This window comes from Paenibacillus nicotianae (genome assembly GCF_042681745.1).
Lineage (GTDB): Bacteria > Bacillota > Bacilli > Paenibacillales > Paenibacillaceae > Saccharibacillus > Saccharibacillus nicotianae.
The window spans coordinates 955,229-973,311 of the sequence record NZ_JBHUGF010000010.1; the positions used below are offsets into that span (position 1 = coordinate 955,229).

Here is an 18,083-nt window from a genome sequence, read left to right on the forward strand (position 1 = left end):
TATTGGAGAAACATAAGCTTGCTATATGTGCTTCAAAAATTAGGAAAGAAGAAAAAGATATTTTTCTTTGTCTCGAAAAAAGAAAGATTTCTTATGACTACATTGATAGCGGGAAAGTTAAATTTCATTTGTACAATAATCATTCTTTATCACCTTACCGTGCTGTATTAAACAGATGCATTTCTTATTATACAAGTTTGTATGCTATGCAGTGTTTTGAAAGTCAAGGCTTACTAACAGTAAATCACAGCTCGATTATTGATTTGTGTGGAGATAAGTTGAAAACATCTGTTGTATTAAGTAAGCATAATATTGCTACACCAAAAACAGCAGTTGCTTTTGATTACGATTCTGCATTGGAATTAATTGAAGAAATAGGATATCCGGTTGTGATTAAACCTATTGTTGGTTCTTGGGGAAGATTGCTTGCTAAAATAAGTGATCGCTATGCTGCTGAAAGTATATTAGAGCATAAAAAAGTACTGGGTTCTCCTATCCATCATATTTTTTATATTCAAGAATTTATGCAAAAACCAGATCGAGATATTCGTATTTTAGTAGCTGGTAATGAAATCATAGGTTCCATGTACCGTAGATCTAATCATTGGATTACGAATACAGCGAGAGATGCGATACCAGAAGCATGTCAATTAACCGAAGATATGATTCGCTTAACTAAAGCATGTATTGAAGTAGTAGGAGAAGGGTTATTAGCTATTGATTTGATTGAGAATCAACATGGCGAATTATTTGTTAATGAAATCAATCCAACAATGGAGTTTAAAGGAATGGAACAAGCAACAGATATTAATATTGCTGATCACATTGTAGACTATCTGATAAAGGTGTGTGATTCATGAAAGTATCAGTGATCGGAGCATCTGGCTATATTGGAGGCGAGTTATTAAGGCTGTTGTTGCAACATCCAAATATTGAAGTCATTGCAGCAACTTCTAATCAATATAAAGGAGACTATATTTTTAATGTTCATCCTAATTTGCGAGGTTACACAAGTCTAAAATTTAGTGGACATGATGAAATATTATCTAGCGATGTCATTTTTTTATGCCTTCCTCATGGAATAGCGATGAGCCATATTGATAGTTATAGCCAAAAAGCTAAATATATTATTGATTTAAGTTCTGATTTTAGAATCAAAGATATCAATCAATATTACAAATGGTATAAAAAGAAGCATGAACAGCCTACGTGGTTACCTAAATTTGTGTCGGGTATACCAGAATTTTATCGTGAGTCTATTGAAAAGGCGAATTATATTGCAATACCTGGATGTATGGCAAATGCAAGTTTGATGGCATTAATGCCTTTAGAGAAAGAAAATGTGTTGGGAAATCATCGAATTATAATAGATGCAAAAACGGGTTCTAGTGGCTCAGGTGCTACTCCTAATCTATCTAATCTACATGCTCAGCGCTCTGGAACTGTAAGATTATTTAAATCAATGGGTCATCGACATGAAGCTGAGCTAAAACAAGAAATTAATAAAGATGTTCAGCTCACGGTAACCAGTGTGGAACTTGTAAGAGGTATACAAATCAGTGCACATGTAACATTTAATCGTGAAATACAAGAAAAAGAATTATGGAGTATCTATCGCAAATACTATAATGATGAACCTTTTATAAGAATTATTAAACAAAAAAAAGGACTGTATAGATATCCTGAACCTAAAATTTTATCAGGCACTAACTATTGTGATATTGGTTTTAGTTTGGATCAAGAAACCGGTAAACATGCAGTTATTATTTCTGCTATTGATAATTTAGTAAAAGGTGGAGCTGGTAATGCAGTACAAGTACTAAACATCGTAGCAGGTTGGGACGAAACATTAGGATTGAATTTTATAGGATTACATCCTATCTAAAATCAAAAAGCATGGATGGAGTTGGATGCTATATTTACAGCAGAACAACAACAGTTAAGAAAAGAAATAAGAACATTTATTTCTCAATATGATGGATATAACTATAACATTTTAGAGAACGAATACAATTATAAAAAATTTTATAAAAAACTCGGTGAGAAAGGATGGTTGGCTATTAATTGGCCTAGTCAATATGGCGGGCTAGGAAAAACACAGATTGATGCTGCAATAGTTACAGAAGAATTAGGGATTAGTAATTTTGCAGATCGTCCGCATAATTTGACAATAGACATTGCGGGACAATTTATTTTTCAAGAAGGAAACAATCATCAAAAAAATAAATATTTACACGAAATGGCAACCGGAAACATCTTTTTTTCGATTTTATATTCAGAAAAAGAAGCAGGATCGGATTTAGCTTCTTTGAAAACAAAAGCTGAGTATAACGAAAGTACGCAGTCTTTTAAAATTTACGGAACAAAAGTGTATAGCATTCATAGCGAACATAGCGATTATGCTATATGTGTGGTTAGAACAAAAGAAAGTGTATCTAAATATGATGGCATATCACTCTTTATCGTTCCACTACATGATCCTAATGTTCAAGTGAAAACTATCTCAACTATCAGTGAAGAAGAGTTTTGTGAAGTTATTTTAGAAGGGGTCAAAGTTGGGTTTGATGATTTGATTGGTAATTTACATCAAGGTTGGACATTGTTAAATAAAGCACTAATGATAGAAAGAACTGGGCTGGATTTTAATGTGAAAATTCGAAAATGGATCTATCAATTAGAGAGCTGTATACGCAATAGTGATCTAACCATTTTCAAAAATGTGAACAACTTACAAAAATTAGAAGCAATTAAATTGAAAGCTCGTGCAGGGCAACTTATGGCATGGTCTATTATTTATCAAAATAAAATACATCAATATGATGAAGTTTCTTCTGCTATGTCCAAATTATATAATAGTGAATTAAGTCAAGACATGTATGAACTTATGCTAGATATAAAAATAAATAATACATTCGATCATCCTCATGCTCTTCACTTATTGGATAAGATATTGAGCGAAATTCCTGGACTCACTATTGCAGCAGGAACATCAGAAATCATGTTGCAAATTATTTCAGCTTCCTTTTTTGACGAAGGGATGTGAACAATGATGAAAGTTTTGCTAAATGAAGAAGAAAATATGTTGAAAAATTTATTTTACGAAATAGTACAATCAAACGCTGAAAATAAAATCGATGAATTATGGAGAGCAGTAGAAGAAACGGGTGCTTTAGAAATAGGATTACCTGCCTATTTGAATGGAGCTGAGTTGGGTTTTGAAGCAGAACTATTATGTGCGCAAACATTTGGAGAGTTCGCATATCCTGATCTTTATTTAGAAAATGCTTTTAGTCGAGGACTTATCATTGACCATTTAAAAGAGAATGTTCCTCTGGATTGGTTAAATAAAAAAATAATCGTTCTATCTGATGCTAAATTACATGTTTCTTGGATTGAACAACAAATGAAAATAAAAGGAGAGTGTAATTATATTCCTTTTGCTGATCAAGCAGATTATTTTTTGATTATTGAACAAAATCAAATTAGTTTAATTTGTAACAATCCTGAATATATACAATATCATGTAGAAAAATATATGAAAGAATCTTATCTTTTTCGTCTAGAATTTATGGCTAATTTATTTACTCCAGTAATGACTTTCCCTCTTTCTAAAGATAGTTTGGATGAACAATACATGAAATCTTTTTTGAGAAAAGCTGCTTATTTTAATGGGATCTGTATTGGGATGATCCAAACCACTATTAAATATACACGTAGTCGATATCAGTTTGGTAAACCTTTGCTTCAACTTCAAACTTTATCACATCGTCTAGCCTTACTACAAACGGAAGCATTGGCTATGAATAAATTGCTAATCTATATAGCTTCGTTAGTCAATCAATCATATAGCTTAACAAATGTTCAAAGTATTTTTAATTTGAATGCTAATCAAGCTCAAAAAACAGTAAAAGAATGTACACATTTTCATGGCGCATACGGGATGACGTTTTCTTCTTCAAGTCAAAAATATTATACGCAAACGATGATTCAATCATTGTTATGGACAAATGCATATGAAAATACATTTGATTAAGAAAGGTGCTATTCAATATGACTAATGATCAGACAGCAGAGCAAAAGAAAAAATTAGCTGCATTTTTGCAAAACAGAATGAGTCGAATCAATGAAGACCGTATTTCTAAAAGGAATGTAGACACTCCTATCCCACTATCTTTTGCTCAACAAAGATTATGGTTTTTTGATCAATTAGCACCAGGTAATTCTGCATACAATGATCCTTTAATTTTTGATTTAAAAGGGAAAATCAACAAAAATACTTTGGAATCAGCTATCAATCATATTATCAAACGTCATGAAGTATTACGTACTACATTTACTACAGATGCTAATGAAGAACCTATCCAAGTGATTAAAGATCATTTAGAAATCAAATTTAAATCTTATGATCTAAAAATGTTGTCTGCAAAAGATCGTGATCACAAATCAACACAGATTATCTATGATGAGGCACTAGCTTCGTTTGATCTGCAAAAAGGACCTTTAGTACGAATAAGTTATATCGAATTTGAGCCAGAACATCATGTTTTACAAATCTCAATTCATCATATTATTTTTGATGGTTGGACATTATCTAATTTTTTAAAAGAACTTAAAACAATTTATGAAGCATTGATAATTGAACAATCTATCCCACTTCAAGAGTTAGAAATTCAATATGCTGACTTTTCGATCTGGCAACGTCAATTATTTCAAGGAAATAAAATGGAAAATCAAATCAAATATTGGAAAGAATACTTGAAAGACGCTAATACAACTTTAGAGTTTCCACTGGATGAATCAAGACCGAATCAATGGTCATTTAATGGATCACATGAAAAAAAAATAATAAATAATAAATTACTTCAAGGTATCCAACAATTAGGCAAAGAGGAAAATACAACTCTTTTCACCACGTTACTAGCTATGTTTACGATTTTGATGAATAAATATACAGATCAAGAAGATATTATTATTGGTTCTGTAAATGCAAATCGTAATCGAGTAGAAATAGAGCCACTTATAGGCTTTTTTGTGAATATGTTACCTATACGTACAAAATTAGACAGTACCATGAGTTTTCATACTATTTTGCAACAAGTACGAATTAATTGTTTAGGTGCTTTTGCAAATCAAGATATTCCATTTGAACAGCTAGTGAAATTATCTAATGTGCAGCGTGATGCAAGTCGTGCTCCTCTCGTACAAGTAACGTTCTCGTTACAATCAGCAAATCATATTCCTACAACACTGGGTGAAGCAGAGTTCGAATATAAAGAATTTGTTATTCCTACGTCTAAATTTGATCTTAGCATGGATTTAAGCGTAGAAAAAGAAGGTCTGCGAATGTTTGCTAGCTACAATACTGATATTTTTTTAGCTGAAAAAATAAAAAAAATGCTGTTACATTTTGAAACATTAATTGAAGCTATTATTGATCGTCCACATAGTCCGATTAGTGAACTATCTATCTTACCAGCACAAGAAGAAAATAATATTATTCATAATTTAGGTCAGAATGAAAAGCAATATTTAAATAGTGATCAAGCTGTTCATCATATTTTTGAAAACATTGTTAGTACTTATCCACATCAAATAGCTGTTCGATTTCAAGACGAGCAGATCAGTTATGAAGACTTAAATAACCGTGCGAACCAATTGGCTTATTTTATACATGAACAAGGTTTAAATACTTCTTCTGTAGGTATCTGTATGGATCGTTCAATAGATATGATTGTAAGCATTATAGCTATTCTTAAATCAGGTGCAGGGTATGTTCCGATTGATTCTAGTTATCCGATTGATCGAATTCAACGTGTGATTGAGGATTCGGATATGAAAATGATTTTAACTCAATCCGAGCATTTAAATAAATTAAACGGAATAGACATTCATACTATAGAATATAAACAGCATTTTTTTGAAAATTTAAATACAAATAATCCTAATTTCTCTGTTAATGATGATAATCTAGCTTACATTATTTTCACTTCTGGTTCTACTGGTACACCGAAAGGCGTAAAAATTGGTCAAGATGCTCTAGTCAATTTTATATTCTCTTGTATTGATATGATGGATATAACGCCAGAAGATCATATTTTGCAATTTGCTTCGTTAAGCTTCGATGTATCTGTATTTGAAATATTTTCTGCTTTATTATCTGGTGCTGAATTGTATGTAGATCATCGAGATCATTTGATTCAACCCGAGCATTTAACCGAAATTATGATAAAGCAAAAAATCACTATAGTGGATTTACCTCCTGTAATGTTAACTTATTTAGAGCCTCAACATTTTCCAGATTTAAGATTGATGTTTATTGGTACAGAAGCATTTTCGGGTGAACTTGTTACTCGTTGGCAATCTCCTAATCGAAGATTTATTAATGCATACGGTCCAACAGAAGCGACTTGTGCAGTAACATTTGAAGAATGTCATGGAACATATAAATATTCTCCACCAATTGGAAAGCCTATGGCTAATCAAGAACTATATGTATTAAATAAATCTATGCAACTTGTACCTATTGGTGTACCTGGAGAATTATATATTAGCGGTAAAGGCTTATCTCAAGGATACGTAAATCAAGAAAATTTAAATCAAAAATTATTCATAGATAATCCATTTTCAAGTTACAACAAAATGTACAAAACGGGTGATTTGGTTAAATGGTTACCTCAAGGGAGTTTAGAATATCTTGGAAGGATAGATAATCAAGTTAAAATTAAAGGATTTAGAATTGAATTAGGCGAAATTGCTGCTGTTCTTTATAAGCATTCTCAAATTAAAAATGTTCATATTGCAGTCAGAGAAGATTTACCCAATGGAAAAGGCTTGGTTGCTTATCTTGTTTCTAAATATCCTCAACAAGAATCTCCGACTAATAGTGCATTAAGAAGCTATCTTGCTAAAGACCTTCCTAACTATATGATTCCACAGTACTTCGAATTTTTAGAATATTTACCAGTTAATCCAAGTGGGAAGATAGATTTTAGACAGCTTCCTTTACCTGATTTTAATAAAAGAAATACTAGTACAGATATCAAACCATCGAAAAAAATAGAAAAAGAAGTAGCTTCTATTTTTGAGAAAATTCTAGGTGTACAAAATATTATAATGACAGATAACTTTTTTGACTTAGGAGGTGACTCTTTACAAGCTACACAATGTATATCTCGTTTACGTAATTTGCTTCAAATTGATATTTCTTTGCAAATATTATTTAGCAATCCCAGTCTAGATGATTTGATACAAGCTTTAATAGAAATTGAGCCTGATATTGAAGAACAATTGGAATTATTATCAATATTAGAAGGAATGTCTGAAGCAGATGTGAAAAATTTATTGCAAAATTAAAGCGAAATTAATATGAATAGATAGAAAAATACAGTTAAAAATGAGGAATATGATGATTGTAATCAAACTTGGTGGCGCGGTAGGAATTGATTATGCCTCTTGCTGTAAAAATATATCATATTTAGTTAAAGAAGGATTTAAGGTTGTTGTTGTGCATGGAGGATCTGATATAGCCAATAATCTTGGAGAGCAATTAGGAGTTCCACCTGTATATATTACTTCTACTAGTGGAGTCACCAGTAGATACACAAATAGTGATTCTTTAGATATTCTCAATTTGGCTATGAAGGGAAGATTAAATCCTCTAATTGTTGAACAATTATTAAAATATGAAGTCAAAGCTATAGGGTTATCTGGGATAGACGGTATGCTTATACAAGCTCAAAAAAAGTCAGCGATCAAAGCAGTTTTTAACGGTAAGACACAAATTATACGTGATGATTTGACAGGCAAAATTACAAAGATAAACAGTGAATTAATAACGATGTTACTTGATTTAGGTTATATTCCTGTCATCTCACCACCTGCTTATGATCCTAATTATGGGGCGATCAATGTGGATGCTGATCGAACAGCAGCAGCTATTGCTCAAGCTATAAATGCCGAATGTTTATTATTAATGTCCAATATTCCTGGTTTAATGACGGATTGCAATGATGTGGAAAGTATTATTCATTATTTTACTCATCATGATATTGAAAAAAATATGAAATATGCCAAAGGAAGAATGAAACTTAAACTCATTGCTTCTGCTGAAGCATTTCTTAATCAACATTTAAAAAAAGTGATTATAGCTGATGGTAGGCAATATGATGCTATACAAAAAGCGTTGAATGGACAAGGCACAATTATTGAGAGAGCAGTTGAAAAGGAGACAAGAATATATGAACAATAACTATACTCACATTGATTTACTTAAACGAATAGTAGAGATCCCTTCTATTTCGGGACAAGAAGAAGTACTTGCAGATTTTCTACAACAATATATGAGTTCTTTGGGGTATAACAGTACGCTTGATGAAGCGGGGAATTTAATTGTTGAAAAAGGAGATTTAGATGCTCCATTAATCCTTTTACTTGGACATATGGATACAGTTGCTCCATATACAAATGTACAAGAAAAAGATGGGAAATTATATGGTAGAGGATCAGTTGATGCCAAAGGTGCACTTGCTACATTCATCTCTGCATTTCATCAAGTAGAAATGGACTGTAGGTTAATTATTGTCGGTGCTGTTGAAGAAGAAGTATCTAGTTCTAAAGGAGCAAATTATATTCTTCATCACTATAATCCTGATGCTGTAATTATTGGCGAACCTAGTGGATGCTCTAATATTGTTGTTGGGTATAAAGGAAAAATAGGTATTCATTACTCTATTGAAAATTTGTCTTCTCACTCAGCTGGTAACGGAGATAAATCAACAATGCTAGCTTATAATTTTTGGAATCAATTAAATGAATTTATAAATAAAAATGCTTCTAGCGCTTTTTATGATCCAACAGCAACAATCACAAATATCGAGGGTACAATGGAAAAATGTAGCATGGATATTTCGATACGTATCCCCCCTGAGTATGATATAGAAGCCTTAAAACAATTTGTGTTTTCGATACAAGATCAAGCTACTATTAGTTTCTCAGAGGTAACACCAGCAGTTTTGAAAAAGAGAGATTCTACTGTGGCTAGAGCTTTATTGTCAGCTATTCGTGAATTTTCTTTACAACCCAAAGTGAAAGTAAAAACAGGAACCTCAGATATGAATATTGTCAATACAAAGTGGTCAAATATACCTATGATTGCTTATGGTCCAGGAGATTCAATGTTAGACCATACGCCCAACGAACATTTGGAACTAAAAGAATATGAACTAGCTATTCAAATTCTGAAGTTGGGGCTAGAAAATTTATCAAATGAATTAATAGAATCAAATCAAGATGTTTTTTCAGCAGAAGATGAGGAGGAAATTACACAACGTTTACAAGCATTAGGATATATAGATTAAAAAATGGAGGTTGCCATGAATTATAATAAAGTGCTTGTGATTGGTCTGGATTGCCTTGCTCCTCAACTTGCTTTTGAAGAATATATTGATGAAATGCCCAATTTGAAATACTTGAAAGAACATGGATTATGGGGTGAACTTGAGAGTACAGATCCTCCTATTACTATTCCAGCATGGATGGTTATGGCTACTAGCAAAGATCCTGGCATGTTAGGTGCTTACGGTTTTCGTCATCGTCAGAATTTTTCTTATGACAAGGCTTGGATTGCAAATAGTCAATCTTTTAAAGAAGAGACGGTATGGGATCATATAGCCGACCACAACAAAAAAACTTGTCTTGTTGGATTACCTCCTTCTTATCCTCCCAAACCTATAAATGGATGGCGTATAGGCTGCTTTTTAACACCTGGTATTAAAAGTAAATTCACATATCCTGAACAACTTGCTAAAGAAGTATTAGAGATAGCACCTAACTATTTATTTGATGTTAATTTTAGAACAGATTCTCGTGATGATCTGCTTGCTGAATTATATAGTATGACGAAAGAGCGTTTTAAAGTGTTAAGGTATTTAATTAAGAATAAACCATGGGAATTATTTTGGTTTGTAGAGATTGGTACTGATCGAATTCATCATGCTTTTTGGAAATATATTGATGCTGAACATCCTTTTTATGAAGAGGGAAATCGTTATCAATATGTGATACGTGATTACTATAAATATATTGATGAAGAAATTGGAAGTTTACTTCAGCTTATAGACCATGAGACCGCTGTTATGATTGTCTCAGATCATGGAGCGAAAGGAATGAAAGGTGCATTTTGTATTAATCAATGGTTGTGCGAACAAGGATATCTTGTATTCGAAGAAAATCCTATTCAAGGAACTTCTATTGAAAAATGCAAAATTGATTGGGAAAAAACGACAGCCTGGGCATGGGGAGGTTATTATGCACGAATTTTTATTAATGTAAAAGATAGAGAACAGCATGGAATCGTATTACAGGAACAGTATGAAAAAGTTCGAAATGAACTATCAGAAGCTTTATGCACTATTAAGGATCATAAAGGAAATTTAATGGACACGAAAGTGTTTAAACCTGAGGAGCTATACCGACAATCAAGAGGAGATGCTCCAGATTTAATGGTCTATTTTGATAATTTATCATGGAGATCAGCAGGAACAGTAGGATGGGACAGTTTATATTTATTTGAGAATGATTTGGGCCCTGATGATGCAGTACATGCCAAAGAAGGCTGTTTTATATTATATCGTGCAGATCAAAAATCAGTATCACAAAAGTTAGAGGGGACTTCGATTTACGATATAGCGCCTACTATTCTTGAGTTGTTTGGAATAGAAAAACCTATTGATATGGAGGGAAACGATATTGTACAACAATCGAGAAGGTAATGTAGTAGTATGGTTTACTGGTTTGTCAGGCTCTGGAAAAACAACAATTTCTGATATTTTAAGTGAAAAATTAAAATCATTTAATAAAAATCATGAAATTTTGGATGGAGATGTTGTAAGAAAGGAGTTATCACCTGATTTGGGATTTAGTAAAGAAGATCGTGAAAAGCATAATTATAGAATTATTTATCTAGCAAAATTATTATCAAAGAACCGTATTATTACTATCGTGCCTGTTATTGCTCCTTTCAAAAATATTAGAGAATATGCACGCGAACATATTGAAAATTTCGTAGAAATTTATGTTAATACACCGATTGAAGAGTGTATTAAGCGAGATCCTAAAGGGTTGTACGAAAAAGCACTAAAGGGAGAAATTAAAGAATTTACAGGACTTAGTTCTCCTTATGAAGAACCAGATCAACCAGATCTAATTATGGATACTATGAACTATACACCAGAGCAATGTGCAGATCACGTTATAGAATATTTGGAAAAAAATAACTTTATTCAACTTGAAATAAATTATAATGATCTTAGGAGGGTATATGGAAAATAAAATGGTTGTAATAGGTTTAGATAGTATAAATCCGCTGACTAAACATTTTATAAATGAAGGTAAAATGCCTAATTTATCTAAATTGATGCTTAATGGATTCCATTCAGAAATGATATCTACAATGCCTCCAACCACACCTGTAGCATGGACAACAATTGCAACGGGTGCTTATCCTAGTAGTCATGGTATAGAAGGGTTTTCTAGACACCACATAGGATCAACATTCGATCAAAAAATTCATACTACTAATAGTGAAACGATCAAAGCTGAAACAATATGGCAAGCCGCAGAAAAACAAAATAAAAAATCAATACTATTAAAATATCCAATGTCGTGGCCACCGTTAGCAAATGAAAATGTTATTCAGATAGATGGTGCAGGAGGATGGGGTGGACTTAAATGCGTGTGGGACTTGGCACATACTGCTTGTTGGGATTCATCTATTCAAAGTGAACATAGTGAAGAAGATCAAGGTGCTTGGATGACTCGTGATGCAGATAATTTAAATGAGGAATCAGCGCTTCCTATCCATATCCAAGAGCCTTCTATTTGGAATTTTGTTTCATCCGAAGCATATATTGTATGGGAGACAGAGCTTCATCTCAAAATTAAAAAATCTGTAGATATTATTGTTGTTTATCTCGCAGGGCTTAGTAACAACAAGGTCATTTTCTCTACTACCAAAAAAGAACAAAATTATCAACTTATTGCTATTCATAATTGGAGTCAGTGGCTACAAATAGAAGTTAAAACTAAAGATAATAACATTCGAAAAGGAAGTGTACGCTTTAAAGTTATGGATTTGGATATAGCTAAAAAGAAACTGAAGTTATATCAATCTCAAATTCATGACGATGAAAATTATACTTCACCTTCTCATATTGCTAAAGAACTTTATAATGTTGCAGGGCCATTTGTAGAATGGACTGAATCTTATGATCTGCTACAAGGATGGATAGATGATACTACTCAGTTAGAAATTTATGAACAGCATGTAGAATGGATGATCAAAGCAACTACTTATTTAATGAAAAATTACGAATATGATCTTTTCATGACACAATTACATTTTTTAGATATGGCTTATCATATTTACTGGGGTGCTATAGATCCAAGACATCCTGATTTTGTAGAAGAAAAAGCGAACTATTATTGGAATATACTTGGGACGGCACATGAAATAGCTGACAAGTATTTAGGAGCAATTTTACCTTTACTTGATGAACATACTAAAGTTTTCGTTTTAGGAGATCATGGTCAAGATGTATATCATACTACTTTTATGATGAATCATTATTTGCTAAAAGAAAATTTGCTTACCGTCAAAAAAGATCCTAAAAATGGAAAATTTACTGTAGACTGGAGTAAAACAAAAGTATATGCAAATGGTTATCGCATATATATAAATATGAAAGATAGAGATCCAGAAGGAATTGTAGAGAAATCAGAATATGAATATTTAATAAATCACTTAACAAAAGAATTACGAAAAATTTATAATGAATTAGATGAGTCGTATCCGATTACAAATGTTATGAATCGTGCAGAAGCAAAATTATTTGGTTTGTATGGAGAATCAATGGGAGACCTTATTATAGCAATGTCTCCTGGATATCAAACTCGCAGTACTATCAAAATTCCTACAAATGGATGGATTAACAATAGAATCCGAATAAATAAATTAAATATTTATAAAAAAACAAACTTGTTTCAGGAATTTACAGGTGAACACGATACATCCTCTCCAATGAGTCATAATATCCGAACATTATTTTTTGCATCCGGAAAAGGTATAAAATATGGAGTGAGAGAAATTCCTTTGCACATGATTGATGTAGCAGCCACAATAGCAGAAATACTTGAAATAGACCCACCTGCACAGTGTGAAGGAAATTCTTTTCTGGATCAGTTAATAAAAATCGGAGATTCTAATACTTCTAATGTCGAATTTTATATTTAAATAAGTTTTTATTACTCGCCACACTTATTCATATACAGCTACTACTATGGAGGAAATAATGTGGGAAATTATATAATTAATAAATTTATGCAAAAAGGACTTTGGAGAAACAAAGATTTTTTGAAGTTTTGGTTGGGAGAAACATTAGCCATGTTTGGCTCAAGAGTTACTAGCTTAGCTTTACCTTTAGTCGCAGCAATAACATTATCAGCAACTCCTTGGGAAATGGGTGTATTAAATGCACTTCAATTTTCTCCTTATTTAATTATAGGTTTATTTGCAGGAGTGTATATTGATCGATTGCGTCGTAAGCCGATTATGATTATTGCTAATATAGGAAGAGCTATCTTGTTAATACTTATTCCTATTGCATATATGTTAGACATGTTACAAGTATATCATCTATACATTATAGGATTTTTGGTAGGTTCATTAACATTACTATTTGATCTATCCTATCAATCGTATTTACCTTCATTAGTAGGAAAAGAACATCTTACAGAAGGTAATAGTAAATTAGAAGTCAGTCGGTCTGTAGCAGATGTTAGTGGGCCTGGTATAGCAGGAGCATTAATTAGTATTTTTGCAGCACCTATAGTCATGCTTATCCATAGTATAACTTTGTTGTGTTCTGCATTTTCTATGATACTGATAACGAAATCAGAACCAGAACAGCCTAAGCATATCAAGCCAAAGCCTATTTTTAAAGAGATCAGCAAAGGGCTTAGATTCGTTTTTGGTAATAAATATTTACGTGCTATTGCAGGAGAAGCTTCTACGTATAATATGTTTGGTCAAGTGATGGCAGCAGTTTCTATTTTGTATATTACAAGAGAATTAGGTATAACACCTACTTTGTTAGGGATTATTTTATCAACAGCTAGTATTGGATCAATCATTGGATCGCTTATCGCTAATTATATAGGGAAGAAATACAATCTAGGAACAATTGTACTGGTAACGATGATTTTAGGTTGTAGTGCTCCATTGCTTATTCCGCTTGCAAGTGGACCTTTGTATGTTACAGTGCCTTTATTAATTGTTTCTTATTTTTTTGGTAGCATGGGAGTGGTAATTTCAAATATTTATGTAGTTAGTATAAGACAAACGATTACACCCAATGAAATGTTAGGTAAAATGAATGCTAGTTATCGCTTTGTCGTAACTGGTGTTACTCCCATAGGAGCACTCTTAGGAGGAGCTCTAGGAAGTGTTATTGGTTTACGTATGACGCTATTAGTAGGGGCAATTGGTACGTTAACTGCACTAATTTGGGTTCTTTATTCACCATTAATTAATTTGAAAAAAATGCCAGAAGAAATGAATGAAACAGACTATGATTTGCCTAAAGAGAAAGTTTTAGCAAAGTAAAAAATAGTTTACAATATTACATACCACTAAAGGATCAGCTCACAATCTTACTTTCCTTTAGCGGTATGTTATAAATAATTGGATAGTATTATGTGCAATAAATTCAGCTTTTGTTAAACCAAATAATATTAAATCTTGCTATCTTCCGTTTTATAAATGACTTCACGTCTTATGCCTTCTTGAACACATCCTAATTTCTTCATCATCTGAATAGAGCCTTCATTGCCTTCTAATACATAGTCATTAAACTTATTTAATCTTCGTTCCAAAAAAGCATAAATAAACAGAATTTTAATAGCTCTCGTACCATAGCCTTGACCACGATGATCTTTACCCAATACTAAATGTTCCATTACGTTCATCTGTTCATATTAAGTGCGCCAACATGTTCCCCATCGAGTGTATCAATAGTAAACATCAAACGATGTTGCTGATTAGCAAAATCTTTGAATTTTTCTACAAATTGTTGTGCTTCACTAAAAGTAGGTGGAAGTTTGATCGTTGTTTCTAATAATCGTCTAGCTTCAGAATACTAAAAAGGTGAGGTAATACGTCCAAGCCAACAAATAATACCGAAAAGATTGGAAAATCACTATAACATAGGCAAAATACCCGATATGCTAAATAAGCTTAAAGTAGAGTGATCAGAAAAAAACAATGAAAGAGGAGCGATACTAGAATTACAAGGTATATGAACTTTATTCTTAATATACTTTTTAATACATTTCTTTATATAGTATGGAGGTTAAATCATGACAGAAAGCACTCGTCCAAAAATAGTCTTTATTGATATTGATGGCACATTGGTAGACGATGATGGCAATATTCCTTTTTCTGCACAACAAGCTTGTCAGCAAGCACGTCATAATGGACATTTGCTTTATCTATGTACAGGACGATCGAAAGCGGAAATTTATGATGGTATCTGGAATATTGGATTTGATGGACTGATTGGAGCCGGTGGGGGTTATGTGGAGTTTGGAGAAGAAATTTTGTACCACAAAAAAGTAACCGCAGAAGATGTAAGACACATGGTTGATTTTTTCAATACTCATCAGATCGACTTTTATTTGGAATCTAATTCGGCGCTGTATGCCAGTAGCAATCTTCAACCGCATTTAGAACGACGCATCTATGGAGATATCGAAAATGATCCAGTAGCACGGGCAAAAAAAGAATCTCAACCGCATCCTTTTATCACAGGACTAACGTATGGGGAAGCCAATCTGTACAAAGACGATGTGAATAAAGTCTGTTTTTTAGAAAGTCCGACGATTCCTTTTGAACAGATTAAGCAAGAATTTGAAGGAAAGTTCCAAGTGATGCAATGTACTGTGCCTATATTTGGAGAAGGTAGTGGAGAGCTGATGATTCCCGGAATACATAAAGCTTTAGCGATAGCAGACTTGCTCGAACATCTAGGCATGTCCCGTGAAGATACGATTGCTATCGGGGATGGAATGAACGATGCGGAAATGTTAGAGTTCTGCGCGATCGGGATAGCAATGGGAAATGCCAAGCCCGCCCTCAAAGACATTGCAGACGATATTACAGCGACTGTAGAAGAAGATGGTCTATTCCTGAGCTTTCAGAAATACGGACTTATTGAATAAAGTTGTCTATAAAAGCAAAGCTATCAATCATATGAAAAAAGCAATAAAAGTTAGATATAAACTTAACTTTATTGCTTTTTTATTTTGCTTTGTACATTTATTATTTTCGACTTTTATCCGATATACATAATTAGAACTAATTTGGTTAATTTTGTACATTCAATTAATATTTGCTATGAAATAAAATAAAAAATTTATACAATAATAAGTAACATGCTTGTACACATACATTGGAGGGAAATCATGAACGAAATGAGTCAGCTTGAGATGGTGACGGACGAACTGGTGATACGTACTTTGCAAGATAATTTGGCTATTATCCGTTTTGGTACGAATCGTAAAATTGCTTATGTTAATCCTATTTTTGCAGAAGTCGTTAAATATTCACCAAGTCAAATGGTTGGTATGCACCATAAAAATTTATGTTTTCCTGAATTTGCAAATAGTATACAGTATGAGAAGTTCTGGGATAGTCTACTATCTGGCGAAACCTTTCACGATAAAATAGAACGCAAAGATGCACAAGGTAATGCAATCTGGCTAGAAGCAACTTATATGCCCGTATGGAACAAAAATAGAAATGAAGTCATTGGCGTGACAAAGGTAGCTACCGATATTACAAAGCGTCAAAGTGATCTCTCTTGTGTTGTGGATGATCTCCAAAAAACAGCACAAGCCCTTAACATTCGTTCATCCGCAGGCATCGAGCAGAGTCAAGAACTACTCAATAGCATGAACAGAATTGTAGAATCATCGAAGACGAATACAACCACACTGATTAATTTGCAAGAACAAGCATTAGAGATTCAAGGCATTGTACAGACGATTCGTAAAATAGCTTCACAAACACATATGCTAGCTCTAAATGCAGCGATAGAGGCTACTCATGCAGGTGAATTTGGACGAGGGTTTAATGTAGTGGCTAGAGAAGTACGTAAGCTATCTTCGATGGTACAAGATTCGATTATCGAAGTGAAAAAAAGCGTAGATTCGATGAGTCTAGAAGTGCAGAAAATTTCTAATGGCACAGACGATGTAAGGCAAAGTGTGCAACAAGGGGAAGAACAAGTCAATACGGCAATGAAAGCTTTTACAGATATCGCTTACTCTGCTCAGATATTAGATATTCAGGCGCAAAAAGTAGCTAAGATTATTTGATACACTATATAAAAAATCCCTCGAGGAATGCAACCTAAAAGTCATTCAATCATGTCTTTTAGTTTACAAGCTCAAGGGATTTTTTTATTTTAGAATATTGATATTAATGTCCACCTGTATCAGATGCCCACATTGGACCTTTACCACCACTAGAATACATCACTAAATTACCATCATCTTGAACAACAAGTATTTCTCCAACCATACCTGCTGGAACTTTACCCTGATAGTAATTATTACTCCATGCTTGAGGATTAGCAGACCAGAAAGTATAATCTCTGAATTGATCTGTTACGCGAATACTACTTGCATTGAAAGTAAGGGCTTGTGGCATTCTTGTAATGACATAACCACTAATTGGATCTTGCCATCTATACCGCTTACCATCTGTATTGGTAGACCACATAGATATACCACCATCTCTATACAGTACTAAATTACCATCCGATTGCATCACTAGATTAAATCTGCCATTGGTCGAAGTTAATTTCTGATCTTTAGCAAGTGTTTCTCCCGGACTTAAAGAATTTTTAGCAAAAGCGGCTGAAACCAGACAAAGCTGAAGCATAAAAACAGCGAGTACAATCAAAGTTGTTTTTCTGACTACCTTTTTCATATGTATCATTCTCCTCTAGAAAAATATTTAATTTCAA

At 33.0% G+C, this 18,083-nt stretch carries 15 protein-coding genes; 13 read left to right on the forward strand and 2 right to left on the reverse strand.

Annotation, left to right across the window (positions count from 1 at the left end; translation table 11 throughout):
• Positions 1 to 2 precede the first annotated feature (2 nt).
• From lysX to ACFSGI_RS08495, 11 genes are read left to right on the forward strand one after another with little or no spacing between them, the layout of a single operon-like run.
• Positions 3 to 860, forward strand: a complete 858-nt coding sequence (gene lysX, locus ACFSGI_RS08445; protein ID WP_204823700.1) for a lysine biosynthesis protein LysX — start codon at positions 3 to 5, stop codon at positions 858 to 860.
• Entirely contained in the window at positions 857 to 1,885 is a 1,029-nt protein-coding gene (gene argC / locus ACFSGI_RS08450; RefSeq protein WP_204823701.1) for an N-acetyl-gamma-glutamyl-phosphate reductase, read from the forward strand. Before lysX ends, argC begins: the two co-directional genes overlap by 4 nt.
• Positions 1,886 to 1,900: 15 nt before the next feature.
• On the forward strand, positions 1,901 to 3,043 hold the full coding sequence (locus ACFSGI_RS08455; RefSeq protein WP_204823702.1) for an acyl-CoA dehydrogenase family protein: 1,143 nt from the start codon (positions 1,901 to 1,903) through the stop codon (positions 3,041 to 3,043).
• Positions 3,044 to 3,046: 3 nt separating this feature from the next.
• On the forward strand, positions 3,047 to 4,033 hold the full coding sequence (locus ACFSGI_RS08460) for an acyl-CoA dehydrogenase family protein (RefSeq protein ID WP_204823703.1): 987 nt from the start codon (positions 3,047 to 3,049) through the stop codon (positions 4,031 to 4,033).
• A 17-nt stretch (positions 4,034 to 4,050) separates the two neighbouring features.
• Positions 4,051 to 7,353, forward strand: a complete 3,303-nt coding sequence (locus ACFSGI_RS08465; protein WP_204823704.1) for a non-ribosomal peptide synthetase — start codon at positions 4,051 to 4,053, stop codon at positions 7,351 to 7,353.
• Positions 7,354 to 7,405: 52 nt separating this feature from the next.
• The gene (locus tag ACFSGI_RS08470) at positions 7,406 to 8,248 is read left to right on the forward strand and encodes a [LysW]-aminoadipate kinase (protein WP_204823705.1); all 843 of its coding nucleotides are present in this window, start codon (positions 7,406 to 7,408) and stop codon (positions 8,246 to 8,248) included.
• Positions 8,187 to 9,356 (forward strand): M20/M25/M40 family metallo-hydrolase, encoded by a 1,170-nt coding sequence (locus ACFSGI_RS08475; protein ID WP_379282943.1) that lies wholly within the window; start codon positions 8,187 to 8,189, stop codon positions 9,354 to 9,356. Before ACFSGI_RS08470 ends, ACFSGI_RS08475 begins: the two co-directional genes overlap by 62 nt.
• A 15-nt stretch (positions 9,357 to 9,371) precedes the next feature.
• Complete coding sequence (locus ACFSGI_RS08480) at positions 9,372 to 10,769, forward strand: alkaline phosphatase family protein (RefSeq protein WP_204823707.1); 1,398 nt, start codon at positions 9,372 to 9,374, stop codon at positions 10,767 to 10,769.
• On the forward strand, positions 10,747 to 11,328 hold the full coding sequence (gene cysC / locus ACFSGI_RS08485) for an adenylyl-sulfate kinase (protein ID WP_204823708.1): 582 nt from the start codon (positions 10,747 to 10,749) through the stop codon (positions 11,326 to 11,328). Before ACFSGI_RS08480 ends, cysC begins: the two co-directional genes overlap by 23 nt.
• The gene (locus ACFSGI_RS08490) at positions 11,318 to 13,288 is read left to right on the forward strand and encodes an alkaline phosphatase family protein (protein ID WP_204823709.1); all 1,971 of its coding nucleotides are present in this window, start codon (positions 11,318 to 11,320) and stop codon (positions 13,286 to 13,288) included. Before cysC ends, ACFSGI_RS08490 begins: the two co-directional genes overlap by 11 nt.
• Before the next feature lie 60 nt (positions 13,289 to 13,348).
• Positions 13,349 to 14,659 carry an MFS transporter gene (locus tag ACFSGI_RS08495; protein ID WP_204823710.1) on the forward strand — a complete coding sequence of 437 codons (1,311 nt, stop codon included), beginning with the start codon at positions 13,349 to 13,351 and terminating at the stop codon, positions 14,657 to 14,659.
• A 128-nt stretch (positions 14,660 to 14,787) separates the two neighbouring features.
• Here ACFSGI_RS08495 and ACFSGI_RS08500 read toward each other — a convergent pair whose 3' ends face one another.
• Positions 14,788 to 15,021: a GNAT family N-acetyltransferase gene (locus ACFSGI_RS08500; RefSeq protein WP_379282947.1), complete on the reverse strand. Its 234-nt coding sequence runs from the start codon at positions 15,019 to 15,021 to the stop codon at positions 14,788 to 14,790.
• A 390-nt stretch (positions 15,022 to 15,411) separates the two neighbouring features.
• Here ACFSGI_RS08500 and ACFSGI_RS08505 point away from each other — a divergent pair, with 390 nt between their 5' ends.
• Together ACFSGI_RS08505 and ACFSGI_RS08510 are read left to right on the forward strand one after the other, a co-directional pair.
• Entirely contained in the window at positions 15,412 to 16,272 is an 861-nt protein-coding gene (locus tag ACFSGI_RS08505) for a Cof-type HAD-IIB family hydrolase (RefSeq protein ID WP_204823711.1), read from the forward strand.
• A gap of 243 nt (positions 16,273 to 16,515) precedes the next feature.
• Positions 16,516 to 17,430 (forward strand): methyl-accepting chemotaxis protein, encoded by a 915-nt coding sequence (locus ACFSGI_RS08510; RefSeq protein ID WP_204823712.1) that lies wholly within the window; start codon positions 16,516 to 16,518, stop codon positions 17,428 to 17,430.
• Between the two features lie 103 nt (positions 17,431 to 17,533).
• On the opposite strand, the gene ACFSGI_RS08515 is transcribed toward ACFSGI_RS08510, so the two are convergent.
• Positions 17,534 to 18,046: a hypothetical protein gene (locus ACFSGI_RS08515; RefSeq protein ID WP_204823713.1), complete on the reverse strand. Its 513-nt coding sequence runs from the start codon at positions 18,044 to 18,046 to the stop codon at positions 17,534 to 17,536.
• Positions 18,047 to 18,083: the final 37 nt, after the last annotated feature.

Coding starts and splice junctions, on each gene's coding strand:
- argC (WP_204823701.1), top strand. CDS start 857: ATGAAAGTATCAGTGATCGGAGCATCTGGCTATATTGGAGGCGAGTTA.
- ACFSGI_RS08455 (WP_204823702.1), top strand. CDS start 1,901: ATGGAGTTGGATGCTATATTTACAGCAGAACAACAACAGTTAAGAAAA.
- ACFSGI_RS08460 (WP_204823703.1), top strand. CDS start 3,047: ATGATGAAAGTTTTGCTAAATGAAGAAGAAAATATGTTGAAAAATTTA.
- ACFSGI_RS08465 (WP_204823704.1), top strand. CDS start 4,051: ATGACTAATGATCAGACAGCAGAGCAAAAGAAAAAATTAGCTGCATTT.
- ACFSGI_RS08470 (WP_204823705.1), top strand. CDS start 7,406: ATGATTGTAATCAAACTTGGTGGCGCGGTAGGAATTGATTATGCCTCT.
- ACFSGI_RS08475 (WP_379282943.1), top strand. CDS start 8,187: ATGGACAAGGCACAATTATTGAGAGAGCAGTTGAAAAGGAGACAAGAA.
- ACFSGI_RS08480 (WP_204823707.1), top strand. CDS start 9,372: ATGAATTATAATAAAGTGCTTGTGATTGGTCTGGATTGCCTTGCTCCT.
- ACFSGI_RS08490 (WP_204823709.1), top strand. CDS start 11,318: ATGGAAAATAAAATGGTTGTAATAGGTTTAGATAGTATAAATCCGCTG.
- ACFSGI_RS08500 (WP_379282947.1), bottom strand. CDS start 15,021: ATGAACGTAATGGAACATTTAGTATTGGGTAAAGATCATCGTGGTCAA.
- ACFSGI_RS08505 (WP_204823711.1), top strand. CDS start 15,412: ATGACAGAAAGCACTCGTCCAAAAATAGTCTTTATTGATATTGATGGC.
- ACFSGI_RS08510 (WP_204823712.1), top strand. CDS start 16,516: ATGAACGAAATGAGTCAGCTTGAGATGGTGACGGACGAACTGGTGATA.
- ACFSGI_RS08515 (WP_204823713.1), bottom strand. CDS start 18,046: ATGAAAAAGGTAGTCAGAAAAACAACTTTGATTGTACTCGCTGTTTTT.